Source organism: Rhodococcus sp. Leaf247 (genome assembly GCF_001426185.1).
GTDB lineage: Bacteria > Actinomycetota > Actinomycetes > Mycobacteriales > Mycobacteriaceae > Rhodococcoides.
This window is the reverse complement of the sequence record NZ_LMRP01000001.1, coordinates 1993039-2006618: the sequence shown is the minus strand read 5'-3', so window position 1 is coordinate 2006618 and position 13580 is coordinate 1993039. Positions and strand designations below refer to the sequence as shown.

Here is a 13580-nt window from a genome sequence, read left to right as displayed (position 1 = left end):
CAAGACGGAACGGCACCCGGTTCGCGGCCAGACGAGCGCGCCGGTGCCTGCGAATCACGGTCATATCAGGAAGCGAGTCCCACACATGCGAGTTCCGAACGCGGCGTCGCGGAGAGCGCGGATGCTGTCCGCCCTGGCGGTATCGCTGGTTCTTCCGCTCGCGGGCGGGTTGACGGCCACGGCGATCGCCGCTCCGGCCCAGGCAGCCCCCGTCCAGACTGCGCCGGTGCGCACCCAGATCGCGGACGCCGGCGCCACGGTGTCGGCCGTCGACTGGATCACCGACCGTCGCGTGGCGGTGTGGGTGAACTCGCCCTCGATGGGGATTCCTATCCAGGTGCAGATCCTTCTCGCGCGTGACTGGAACAAGACGCCGCAGGCCACGTTCCCGTCCGTGTGGATGCTCGACGGAATGCGCGCGACCGACACCGAGAACGGCTGGACCGCCGAGACCGACGCCGAGTCCTGGTTCGCCGACAAGAATGTCAACGTCATCCTCCCCGTGGGTGGACAGTCCAGCTTCTACTCGGACTGGGCCGAACAGAACAACGGCGTGAACTACAAGTGGGAAACGTTCCTGATGAAGGAACTCCCGCCCATTCTGGAACGTGACTGGCGGTCGAACGACACGCGTGCAGTGGCGGGTCTGTCGATGGGCGGCACCGCGGCGATGACGCTGTCGGCGCGCAACCCCGGCTTCTTCAAGTTCGCGGGATCCTTCTCCGGAATCCTGAGCACGACGACTCTCGGCATGCCGCAGGCCATCGGCTACGCGATGCAGGACGCCGGCGGCTTCGACGCCGGTGCCATGTGGGGCGTCCCGTCCAGCGAACTGTGGGCCCAGCACGATCCGTACGTGCTCGCCGAGAAGCTGAAAGGTATGAGCCTCTACGTCTCCAGTGGCAGCGGCACCGCCGGTGAGTTCGACCAGCAGTCCGACATCCCCGGCATCAGCACCAACTACGCCGGCATGGGCCTCGAGATCCTGTCGCGGCTGACCTCGCAGACCTTCGCCACCAAGCTCAACAAGCTCGGCATCCCGGCATCGATCAACTACCGCCCGTCCGGAACGCACTCGTGGGCGTACTGGCAGTTCGAGCTCAAGCAGGCGTGGCCCCAGATCGCGACCGCACTGGGTGTCGACGTGGACAAGCCCGCGTGCAGCGTCGGTGGGAACATCGGCGGCACGGCGAGCGCCAACGGCTGGCTGGGAGACTGCCTTACCTCCGAGTACGACGTGGCCGGCGGGCGTGCACAGGACTTCCGATTCGGTCGTGTCTTCACCTCCGACAGCGGCACGTTCCCGGTGGCCGGAGCCGTCGGCGGTGCCTACTCCGGGAACGGCGGCCCCGCCGGTGCGTTGGGCATGCCGCTGTCGGGCGAGCTCGGTACCCCGGACGGTCGCGGACGCTACAACTCGTTCCGCAACGGGATGATCTACTGGACGCCGCAGACCGGTGCACACGCCGTGCGCGGAGCAATTCTCGACCAGTGGGCGCGCCAGGGCTACGAGGGTGGACCGCTGGGATACCCGCTTCGCGACGAGGTGCAGACCCCGTCCAAGCCGGGCGCAGTGCAGGGCTTCGAGATCGGCGCCATGTACTTCTCACCCGACACGGGGACACACGCCGTCATGGGCAAGATCATGGAGAAGTACGGCCAGACCGGCTGGGAGAACGGCGCTCTGGGATTCGCCAAGACCAACGAGGTGACGGTCCGCGACGGCGGCCGCTTCACCGAGTTCCAGGGCGGCAACATCTACTGGTCACCGGCGACCGGTGCCTGGTCGATCCTGAACGGTCAGATCTTCGATGCCTGGAAGAGCGTCGGGTACGAGAACGGCCGGCTCGGATACGTCACCAGCGACCAGTTCGACATTCCCGGTGGCGTTCAACAGAATTTCCAGAACGGTTTCGTGACCGTGAAGAACGGGGCCGTGCAGATCGTTCCCTGACAGCGGTGACGGTACCGGCGCGGTCGGACTCGCACAGAGTCCTCTCAGACCGCGCCGGTACCGTGCGCTGGTCGGGGAGTGCACTCGTTCCTCCCCTCGTTCCGCCGGACACGCTCGACCCCCAGAGACGAAGGATGACCACGTGACAACGAGGTTCGCGACCACTCTCGCCCCGGTGATGCTCGCCGTGGCTGTCGGCGGACTGCTCACCGCCTGCGGCGGTGACGACTCGTCTGCCAGCAGCACCCCGTCGTTGACGTCCAGTGCGACGGCGGCGGCGACCACCACCACGGCCACCTCCACGTCGGCGGCACCATCCGGATCGACGACCACGTCGGCGTCCGCGTCGACCAGTCCCGGTGCCGCTGCGACGGCGCCCGACGAGTCCGACCCCGTCCCCAGTGGCTTCCCCGGCCCGACGTCTGTGCCGATCAGCCCGCGCGGAACCGCGTTCCTCGACGCGTTGAAGGGTCGCGGCGTGACCGTGGCCGGCACCGGAGACATCGCCGTCGGCACCGCGGAGTACATCTGCGCCGCCCAGTCCGAGGGCGTCGCGGACGACCAGGTGCTCACCTTCGTCACCGCGAACGTCGGCGCCGAGGCGTCGGCGTCCGGCACGCAGATCACCGCCGAGGACGCGGCGAAGACCGCCCAGGTCTACGTCGACGTCGCACGGTCGACGTACTGCGGATAGATCGGAGACCTCGTGGCTCGATCCACTCGCCGGCGGTCACCGCTCCGGCTTCTTCTCGTCGCCGTCGCGGTGATCGTCGTCGTCCTGCTCGTCATCCTTCTTCTCTGGTACCTGCTGGCAGGACGACTGACGACGCCGGGTAGCGGCGGACCGCAGACACCGGGCGCCGAGGCTCCGACCTCCCAACCGGCGTCCTGCCCCGACGTGTTCGTGCTGTCCGTCCCCGGCACCTGGGAGTCGAACGCGGCCGACGACCCGTACGCGCCGACGGCCAACCCCATCTCGCTCATGCTGGGCGTCACGCAACCTCTGCAGCAACAGTTCGGTCCGGAGCGCGCGGAGGTCTACACCGTTCCGTACGTCGCCCAGTTCTCGAACCCCATCGCCTTCCCGCCGGACGGCCAGGCGTCGTACAACGTCAGTCGCTCCGAAGGTGCGGCGAAGGCGAACGACATTCTTGCGCAGCGCTATTCGGAGTGCCCACTGACGTCCTACGTCCTGGCGGGCTTCTCCCAGGGGGCTGTGATCGTGGGCGATCTCGCGTCCGCCATCGGAGCCGGAACCGGCCCGGTGCCGGCCGATCGCGTGCTCGGCGTGACCGTCATCGCCGACGGTCGCCGCGACGGTACGTCCGCTCAGCAGATCGGACCCCCGGTCGACGGAGTCGGTGCCGAGGTGGCGCTGGGCGGTCTGGACGTCCCCGGGATCACGATGACCGGCGCACGTCAGGGCGGCTTCGGAACTCTCGCGGACCGCACGTTCTCGATCTGTGCCCCGGGCGACCTGATCTGCGCCGCACCGCCGGAAGCGATGTCGCTGCGCAACATCCCCTCCTCGATCACCGCGCTCGCCGGTGCAGCCGGCAACCCGGTGCACGGCAACTACGCGCGCTACGTCGTCGACGAGGCCGGAACCACCGCGACGCAGTGGACGGCGAACTGGGCGGCGGGGCTTGTCGCGTCCGCGCCCACCCCCGCGCACAGCTGATTTCTGCGCGGTTCGTACGTCGTCACAGGCGACTTTTGGTCTCGGGCCGGTAACGGCTAGAGTGGCGAGTCGGCTCGATCCGGGTACCGACCACCGGCGCCGTGCCGACACACTTGATGCTGCAGGAGAGAGAGTCCATGAGTTCTGCCGACGCCGCGGGTACGTCTGCGCCATTGCGGAAGTTCCGATTCGCGGCCGGCGGTGAGGGCAACCCGGACGAGGGCGGTGCTCGTCGCTTCGTCAAGCTCGCGCAGAAGGCCGAGGAACTCGGTTTCGACAGCTTCATGATCCCCGACCACCTGGGCAATCAGGTCGGACCCATCGCTGCGCTCGGAGCGCTGGCAGTGGCAACGGACAAGATCCGCATCGGGACTGCCGTTCTCGCGAACAACTTCCGTCATCCCGCGGTCCTGGCGAAGGATGCGACGACGATCGATCAGATCTCCGGCGGTCGGCTCGAACTCGGTATCGGCGCGGGCTGGCTGAAAGAGGAGTACGACAAGTCCGGGATCGCCTACGAGAGTCCCGCCGTCCGCATCGAGAAGCTGGACGAGTCGCTGACCATTCTCGATACGTTGTTGCGTGGCCAGGAATGCAATTTCCAGGGCAAGCACTACTCGGTGAACGGACTGCAGGGCAGCCCGCGTCCCCGTCAGGGCCCGCGTCCTCCGATCGCTGTCGGCGGCGGCGGCCCGAAATTGCTCACCATGGCGGCGAAGCACGCGGACATCATCTCGCTCGTTCCCAGCACGACTGCGGAGGGCAAGCTCAAGCTGTCGGAGATCACTCTCGAGAAGAGCATCGAGCGGGTCGAGACCATTCGCGCGGCGGCGGGTGACCGGTTCGACTCGATCGAACTGAACTGGACCATCACGACGATCCTGATCTCGGACGACCGCGAACAGACGGCCGAGATGGTGATCGGTGCGCTCGACAACGGATTCCCGCCGAACATGGAAGCCGACACGCGTTTGTCGGTGGAGCAGATCCTGCAGTCTCCCTACATCGCGATCGGCTCGTTCGAGGAGATCGCAGAGCAGATACGCCAGGTCAGGGCTGCCACCACCATGTCGTACGTCGGGGTGTTCCCCACCCAGATGGATGCATTCGCTCCCGTTGTCCAACTGTTGGCGGGCGAATGACGCTGAATGGGTCGGTACCATACTTTCGACCGAGTTCACCACTCAGTGGTGACAGGTCCGCTGAGACTTACCGGTGAGTAGGATGACCTCGCTCGCGTTCGAGCTGTTCGCGTCCGAAGGCGCTGCCTACGTCAGGATCGGGGGGTGTCGCACTGGCGACACCGCGGCGGTTCGGAGGAGATGATGATGAGTAACTCGTTCGACGATTTCGTCGACGACAGTGGCAATATCGTGATCCGCGAGGATCTCACGCTCGTTCGCCACGTCGAGCAGAACGTCGCCGACAACGGTGACGACCTGGCGTACCGGTACGTCGACTACTCGCGTGAGCGGGACGGCGAAGTACACGAGCTGACCTGGTCGCAGTTCGGCGCCCGCCTTCGCGCCGTGGCTGCACGGTTGCAGCAGGTGACCACGCCCGGTGACCGCGTCGCGATCCTCGCGCCCCAGGGCCTCGACTACGTCGTCGCGTTCTTCGGTGCGGTCTACGCCGGCACGATCGCCGTGCCGTTGTTCGACCCCGACGAGCCCGGTCACAGTGACCGGCTGCACGCCGTTCTCAGCGACTGCGAGCCGTCCGCGATCCTGACGGCCACCAACTCCGCTGCCGGCGTCCGCCAGTTCTTCCGGTCGCTTCCGGCCGCGAAGCGACCCCGCATCATCGCCGTCGACGCCATCCCGGACAGTGTCGGTTCGACCTGGGTGGAGCCGCCCGCCGACATCGACGAGATCGCGTACCTGCAGTACACGTCCGGTTCGACGCGTGTCCCGGCCGGCGTCGAGATCACGCACCGCGCCGTGGGCGTCAATGCACTCCAGATGGTCGACGCCATCGAGCTCAACCACGATTCGCGTGGAGTGACGTGGTTGCCCCTGTTCCACGACATGGGCCTGCTGACGGTGATCCTCCCCGCGCTCGGCGGCAAATACATCACGATCATGAGTCCGCGTGCCTTCGTGCAGCGCCCGTGGCGCTGGATCAAGGAACTCGCGGCCGTCTCGGACGGCGCCGGTACGTTCGCCGCCGCTCCGAACTTCGCCTTCGAGCACGCCGCGCAGCGCGGTCTGCCCAAGAACGGCGAGACGCTCGACCTGTCGAACGTCATCGGTCTGATCAACGGTAGCGAGCCCGTCACCACCACGTCGATGAAGAAGTTCAACGACGCCTTCATGCCGTACGGATTGCCGAAGACCGCGATCAAGCCGTCCTACGGCATGGCCGAGGCCACGTTGTTCGTCTCCTCGACCAAGCATTCCGACGAGGCCCGCGTCATCCACGTCGATCGCACGGAGCTCAACGCCGGACGCATCGTCAAGGTCGAGGAAGGAACGCCGAACTCGATCCCGCAGGTCTCGTGCGGGTACGTCGCGCGCAGCCAGTGGGCGGCGATCGTCGACGCAGATGCCGCGGCGGAGGTCCCCGACAACCACGTCGGCGAGATCTGGCTGCACGGTCAGAACATCGGCAAGGGCTACTGGGGCCGCGAGAAGGAGACGTCGGAGACGTTCCACAACACGCTGGTCTCGCACCTGAGCGAGAACAGTCACGCGGACGGTGCCCCCGAGGGTGCGAACTGGATGCGCACCGGCGACTACGGCGTCTACGTGGACGGCGAGCTCTACATCACCGGTCGCGTGAAGGACCTGGTGATCGTCGACGGCCGCAACCACTACCCGCAGGATCTCGAGGCGTCGGCACAGGATGCGAGCAGCGCTCTGCGTCCCGGTTTCGTGGCGGCCTTCGCCGTTCCGGCGAACCAGCTTCCCGACTTCGTGTTCGAGCACGGCGGAGCCGGTCTGACCCGCGACGCAGGCGATTCGTCCGAGCAGCTGGTCCTGGTCGCCGAGCGCGCACCGGGCGCCGGCAAGGCCGATCCGCAGCCGATCGCCGACACGGTCCGAGCGGCCATCTCGCAGCGCCACGGCGTCACCGCACGCGACATCCTGCTGGTCCCGGCCGGGTCTATTCCGCGTACGTCCAGCGGGAAGATCGCACGTCGCGCGTGCAAGGCCGCGTACATCGAGGGAACGCTGCGTGGTGGATACCAGCAGACCGCGTTCCCCGACAATCCCGAAGACTGATCACCCGACGCGGGTAGTTTGGCGAGTTTGATGGCTGAAGAAGAGACAACGACGTCCGTACCGGAGCCGACCACCCTCCCCGAGAGCGGCGGTTCCGCAGCGAATCAGCCCGCGGGAGAGATGACGGTCGCGCAGCTCAGGGATTGGCTGCGGCAGTGGGTGGCCGACGCCACCGGTCAGCCCGTCGCGCAGATCTCCGACGATCGTCCGATGGAGGAATTCGGTCTGTCCTCGCGCGACGCCGTCGCGTTGAGCGGAGAGATCGAGGAACTGGTCGGCGTCACGCTGACGGCGACGGTCGCGTATCAGCATCCGACGATCGCGTCGCTCGCCACGCGCATCATCGAGGGTGAGCCCGAGTCCGAGAGCGGCACCACCGACGACTCGTTCTACCTGTCGGCACCGGCGGGCGATTCCCACGACATCGCGATCGTCGGCGTCTCGACGCGGTTCCCCGGAGCGGGACACACGCCGGACGAGATGTGGGACATGCTCTCGGCCGGTCGAGACGGCATCACCGATCTCCCCGAGGGCCGGTGGTCGGAGTTTCTCGGCGACCGCCGCATCGCGGAGGCCGTCGAGGAGACCGTGACCAAGGGCGGGTACCTCGACGACGTCAAATCCTTCGATGCCGAGTTCTTCGCGATGTCGCCGCGCGAAGCTGCCAACGTCGACCCGCAGCAGCGCCTGGCGCTCGAACTGACGTGGGAAGCGCTCGAGGACGCTCGTATCCCCGCGAACGAGCTCAAGGGCACGCAGGTCGGTGTCTTCATCGGAACGTCGACCAACGACTACCAGATGATCGCCGTCAGCGATCCCGACCCGCATCCGTACGCACTCACCGGAACGTCGACTGCCGTCGTCGCCGGCCGCGTGTCGTACTACTACGACTTCCGTGGTCCGTCCGTCGCCCTCGACACCGCGTGCTCGTCGTCGCTCGTCGCCGTGCACCAGGCTGTGCGAAGCCTCCGCAGTGGAGAGTCCACGCTCGCGCTGGCGGGCGGCGTCAACATGATCCTCTCGCCCGCAGCGACACTAGGCTTCGGTCAGACCGGTGTGCTCGCCCCGAACGGCAAGATCAAGGCCTTCTCGTCCGACGCCGACGGCATGATCCGATCCGAGGGCGGTGGACTGGTCGTCCTCAAGCGCCTCGAGGACGCGGAGCGTGACGGGGACACCGTGCTCGCCGTCATCGCCGGCAGCGCGGTCAACCAGGACGGCCGATCCAACGGTCTCGCAGCCCCCAACCCCGACGCCCAGGCGGACGTCCTGCGGACCGCGTATCGCGACGCGGGAATCGTTCCCTCGACGGTCGACTACATCGAGGCGCACGGCACCGGAACCATCCTCGGCGACCCCATCGAGGCGGACGCCCTCGGTCGCGTGGTCGGGCGTGGACGCGACGCGGACAAGCCGGCACTTCTCGGTTCCGCGAAGACCAACTTCGGCCACCTCGAGAGCGCTGCGGGCGCGGCCGGTCTGATCAAGGTGGTTCTCGCGCTGCGCGAGAACCAGGTGCCGCCCTCACTGAACTACGTGGGCCCCAACCCGTACATCCCGTTCGACGCCGCGCGTCTACGCGTCGTCGACACCGCGACGGAGTGGCCCCGCTACTCGGGTGCCGCCATCGCCGGTATCTCGGGCTTCGGCTTCGGCGGTACCAACGCCCACGTCGTCGTGCGCGAGTACGTACCGGGTGCGGTCGCGGATGCGGGTACCGAGCCCGAATTCGACGCCTCGTCCGTCGACCCCGAGGCACTGGTCGGCGAGCCCGTCGGTGTGCCGGAGGAGACAGAGGCCGAGATCGAGCAGGTACTGGCGAGCATCCCGGACCACGACGTCGATCCCGAACCCGCCGCTCCGGTGCTGCTGGCCGTCTCCGCGAGCATGCCGTCACGGCGTCGTCGCGCGGCAGCCGATCTGGCCGATTGGCTCGAATCCGAAGTCGGCAGCACGACGCCCCTCGACGCCGTCGGTCGCTCGTTGTCTCGCCGCAATCACGGTCGCTCCCGCGCGGTCGTGATCGCCACGACGCGTGCGGAGGCCGTCACCGGACTGCGCGCCGTTGCCAACGGCAAGCCGGGACCCGGCGTGTTCAGCTCGGATTCCCCCGCATCCAACGGACCTGTGTGGGTGTTTTCCGGGTTCGGTGCGCAGCATCGCAAGATGGCGAAGGAGTTCTACGCGGCCGAGCCGATCTTCGCCGAGGCGTTGGACCGCGTCGACACGCTGATCGAGGACGAGTCCGGATACTCCATCCGCGCGATCGTCGAGGACGACGCGCTGACGTACGACTTCGAGAACTCGCAGGTCGGGATCTTCGCCATCCAGGTGGCGCTGGTGGAGACCCTGCGCGCCTACGGTGCGACACCGACGGCAGTGGTGGGACATTCGATGGGAGAGGTCGCCGCCGCGTACGCCGCGAGCGGTCTCGGCCTCGAGGATGCCGTGCGCATCATCGTCGCCCGCTCTCGTCTGCTGGGCGAAGGTCAGGAAGGTCTCGGTGACGCGGCAGCCGGCGCGATGGCGCTGGTCGAGTTCTCCGCCGCCGAGGTCGCAGAGCTGGCCGACAGATTCCCCGGCGTCGAGCCCAGTGTGTACGCCGCCCCGACACACACGACCGTCGGCGGACCGGCGGAACCGGTGCAGAAGTTGGTCGAGTACGCGGAGTCCCTCGGCAAGATGGGCCGCGTCCTGGACGTCAAGGGTGCAGGCCACACCTCCGCGGTCGATCCTCTCCTCGGAGAGCTCGCCGCGGAACTGATGGGCATCGAACCGCATCCGCTCGCGGTGTCGGTGTTCTCGTCGGTGGACAAGGACGCGTTCTACCGCGCCGGCCACGAGGCCGTGCACGGCGTCGACTACTGGACGAAGGGGATGCGCCACCCGGTGTGGTTCACCCAGGCCGTCAAGCAGGCGGTCGACGCCGGCTACACCACGTTCGTCGAGCTGTCGCCGAATCCCGTGGCCCTCATGTCGATCGCAGCGACCGCCTGGGCGACAGGAGTTCCCGACGCCACGCTGGTCGCCACACTCAAGCGCAAGGAGAGCGAGGCGGCAACGTTCCTCGCTGCACTCGCGGAGCTGTACGTCCACGGCCACGCCGTGTCGTTGGCCTCTCTGTTCGACGACGGTGAGTACGCCGAGATCCCGCGGACGTCCTTCGTACGCAAGCATCACTGGATCGACACGGCCGTGCATCTCGGTGGATCCGGCTCGGCCGGTACCCGGGTCGCCCTTCCCGACGGCCGGTTCGTCTGGGAGACACCGGTGTCCGGTATCTCCAGCATCGGCGACCTGGTGTCCGTGCTCGCGGGAGACGTCCTCGGTGACGTCACCGTCGGTGCCGTCGTGGCGCAGCGCGCCGTGCCGGCCACGGGAACACTCACCACCACGCTCACCCCGCACCCCGGTGGTGCATCTCTGCAGGTGCACTGGAACGACGGCAGCACGTTCCACGCTGTCGCCGACGCTGTCGTCACGGGGTCGGGTGTCACGGGATCCGCTGCGGCCGAGAGCTTGTCGGCGGATCGAGTCGAGGAACCGTTCGTCGAGGAGGAGCCGGAGGTCGTCGACGACTTCGGTGACCGCTGGGATCCGAACGGTACGCAGACGATGGAGGACCGCCTGGCGATCGTCGTCGCGGAATCCATGGGCTACTCGCCGGAGGATCTCCCCGCGGAGATCCCGCTCATCGAGCTCGGTCTCGATTCGTTGATGGCTGTCCGCATCAAGAATCGCGTCGAATTCGAGTTCGACATTCCGCAGGTGCAGTTGCAGGCCGTGCGGGACGCGAGCTTGCGTGAGGTGGAGAAGTACCTGCGCTACGCGCTCGAGAACCGTGAGGAGGTCGCCGCCCTCGCCGAGGCGCAGGAACGCGATCGACTCGCCGAGCAGACCGCCACGGTGGACGCGGAAGAGCCTGTCGCACAGCCCGACCCGGTCGTGGCAGAGCCCGAGCCGGAGGCAGTCGAGCAGCCTGCTCCGACGGCCGCGGCAGCGTTCGAGGCACCGACCGATGTGAGCGACGCCCAGTCGTTCGCCGAGGCCACCGGAACCGACGTCGCCCCGCGTGACGCCGCCGAGCGCCTGACGTTCGCCACCTGGGCCGTCGTGACCGGACAGTCGGCGAAGGGCATCTTCAACACCCTTCCGGTGCTCGACGATCCGACGGCCGAGAAGCTCGCGGCGCGGCTCAGCGAACGGTCGAAGGGTGAGATAACGTTCGACGACATCCTCGACTCGGAGACCATCGAGCAGCTCGCCGACGTGGTCCGTCCCTTCCTCGAGTCCGGTGACGTGACCGGACTGGTGCGCACGCTGCGGGCCCGCCCGGAAGGGTCGACGGCCGTGCCGGTCTTCGTGTTCCACCCGGCCGGCAGCTCCTGCGTCGTCTACGAACCGCTGCTCAAGAGGCTGTCCGCGGACACCCCGATGTACGGCCTCGAGCGCACCGAGGGTCCGATCGAGGACCGGGCGCGCGCGTATCTTCCGCTCCTGCGGGAGATCCAGGGCGACGGTCCCTACGTCCTCATCGGCTGGTCGCTGGGCGGCGTGCTGTCTTACGCGGTGGCGTCGCTGCTGCGCGAGGAAGGTGCGGACGTCCGGTACGTCGGCCTCATCGACACGGTCATGCCGTTCGAGCCGATCCCGGACACACCCGAGGAGATCCAGCTGCGCTGGAAGCGGTACGCGCAGGTCGGAAAGAAGCTGTACAACGTCGACTACCCGCTGCCCTACGAGAAGTTGGCGGCGGCGGACGACGACGGTCAGATCAAGATCATCATGGACATGGTCAAGATGAGCAGCGCGAAGATCCCGAGCGGCATCATCGAGCACCAGCGCACGTCGTGGTTGGACAACCGGGCCATCCAGACCGCGCAGCCTCAGCACTACGAGGGCGACGTCACGCTCTACATGGCCGACAAGTACCACGACGACGCCATCGCACTCGAGCCCCGACTGGGCAAGCGTGAGCCGCACGGTGGGTGGGGCCCGTACGCTCCGAACCTGGACATCGTCCACATCGGCGGTGACCACCTCGCAGTGATCGACGAGCCGTACATCTCGGCGATCGGTGCGGATCTCCAGAGCAAGATGGAGAAGATTTCGGCGTCGATCACGCCGAAGGGAAGCGAGTCGCACACGTGACATCCACGACTGCCGCCAAACTGGCCGAGCTCCGCGAGAAGCTCGAGGTCGCCCGCGAACCCGCGGGTGACGTCGCCGTCGCCAAGCGTGCCAAGAAGGGGATCCCCAGCGCTCGCGAGCGCATCGACATGCTGCTCGATCCGGGTTCCTTCGTGGAGATCGGCGCGCTCGTCCGTGCGCCCGGTAACCAGGACTCGCTGTACGGCGACGGAGTCGTGACCGGTCACGGGACCGTCGACGGACGTCCGATCGCGGTGTTCTCGCACGATCAGACCGTGTTCGGCGGCACCGTCGGAGAGATGTTCGGCCGCAAGGTCGCCCACATCATGGAGTTCGCAGCCGACATCGGCTGCCCGTGTGTGGGCATCAACGACTCGGGCGGCGCCCGCGTGCAGGACGCGGTGACCTCGCTCGCCTGGTACGCGGAGCTCGGTCGCCGCCAGGAACCGCTGTCGGGAATGTGCCCGCAGATCTCGGTGATCCTGGGCAAGTGCGCCGGCGGCGCCGTCTACGCACCCATCAACACCGACATCATCGTGGCCACCGAAGAGGCCTACATGTTCGTCACCGGACCGGACGTCATCAAATCCGTCACCGGCGAGGAAGTCAGCCTGCACGACCTGGGCAGTGCACGGAAGCAGGCCGAGTACGGAAATGTCCACCACGTGGCCGCCGACGAGAAGGCCGCTTTCGAGTGGGTGCGGAAGTACCTGTCCTACCTCCCGTCGAACTGCCACGAGCAGCCGCCGGTGATCAACCCCGGCCTCGAGCCGACGATCACCGACGACGATCGTTCGCTCGACGTGTTCATGCCGGACTCGGACAACGCCGGCTACGACATGCACGAGATCCTGCTGCGCATCTTCGACGACGGCGACTTCCACGAGCTCACCGCGCAGACGGCGTCCAACATCATTGTCGGCTTCTCGCGTGTCGACGGTCGTCCGGTGGGTGTCGTGGCGAATCAGCCCATGCACCTCAGTGGCGCCTTGGATGCGGCGAGCAGCGACAAGGCGTCGCACTTCATCAACATCTGCAACGCGTTCGAGATCCCGCTCGTCCTGGTCACGGACACACCGGGTTTCATGCCCGGCCTCGAGCAGGAGAAGATCGGCGTCATCAAGCGCGGCGGCCGGTTCATCTTCTCGTACGTGTGCGCGACGGTCCCGAAGGTCACCGTCGTGATCCGCAAGTCCTACGGCGGTGGATACGCGGTGATGGGATCCAAGCAACTCGGTGCCGACATCAACTTCGCGTGGCCCACGGCCCGCATCGCGGTGATGGGCGCCGAGGGCGCGGTCAGCATCATGGCCCGCAAGCAGCTCGCCGAGGCGGGGGACAACGCGCCGGCCATCCGTCAGGGCTTCATCGACTTCTACAACGAACACGTCGCCACGCCGTGGATCGCCGCCGAGCGTGGGTACATCGACGCCGTCATCGAGCCGTCGAGCACCCGCCTCGAGATCCGCAAGGCGCTGCACATCCTGCGGGACAAGACGAAGGAACGTCGCCCCCGTAAGCAGCACCTCTTCCCGATCTAGCCGACCCCGTCCGATCCGGTCACGGTGAC

General features: G+C 67.2%; 7 protein-coding genes. All 7 read left to right on the top strand.

What is annotated here, in order from left to right; genetic code table 11:
- The first annotated feature begins 85 nt into the window (after positions 1 to 85).
- Positions 86 to 1954 (top strand): alpha/beta hydrolase-fold protein, encoded by a 1869-nt coding sequence (locus ASG64_RS09385; RefSeq protein WP_156388308.1) that lies wholly within the window; start codon positions 86 to 88, stop codon positions 1952 to 1954.
- 142 nt (positions 1955 to 2096) lie between these two features.
- Positions 2097 to 2648: a DUF732 domain-containing protein gene (locus ASG64_RS09380; RefSeq protein ID WP_082518255.1), complete on the top strand. Its 552-nt coding sequence runs from the start codon at positions 2097 to 2099 to the stop codon at positions 2646 to 2648.
- 12 nt (positions 2649 to 2660) lie between these two features.
- Positions 2661 to 3635 (top strand): cutinase family protein, encoded by a 975-nt coding sequence (locus ASG64_RS09375; protein ID WP_056072323.1) that lies wholly within the window; start codon positions 2661 to 2663, stop codon positions 3633 to 3635.
- A gap of 137 nt (positions 3636 to 3772) precedes the next feature.
- Positions 3773 to 4777: an LLM class F420-dependent oxidoreductase gene (locus ASG64_RS09370; protein WP_042575127.1), complete on the top strand. Its 1005-nt coding sequence runs from the start codon at positions 3773 to 3775 to the stop codon at positions 4775 to 4777.
- A gap of 186 nt (positions 4778 to 4963) precedes the next feature.
- On the top strand, positions 4964 to 6859 hold the full coding sequence (fadD32, locus tag ASG64_RS09365; protein WP_056073037.1) for a long-chain-fatty-acid--AMP ligase FadD32: 1896 nt from the start codon (positions 4964 to 4966) through the stop codon (positions 6857 to 6859).
- A 120-nt stretch (positions 6860 to 6979) separates the two neighbouring features.
- Positions 6980 to 12010, top strand: a complete 5031-nt coding sequence (gene pks13, locus ASG64_RS09360; RefSeq protein ID WP_056073035.1) for a polyketide synthase Pks13 — start codon at positions 6980 to 6982, stop codon at positions 12008 to 12010.
- Complete coding sequence (locus ASG64_RS09355; protein WP_042575094.1) at positions 12007 to 13551, top strand: acyl-CoA carboxylase subunit beta; 1545 nt, start codon at positions 12007 to 12009, stop codon at positions 13549 to 13551. The genes pks13 and ASG64_RS09355 overlap by 4 nt, the downstream gene beginning before the upstream one ends.
- Positions 13552 to 13580: the final 29 nt, after the last annotated feature.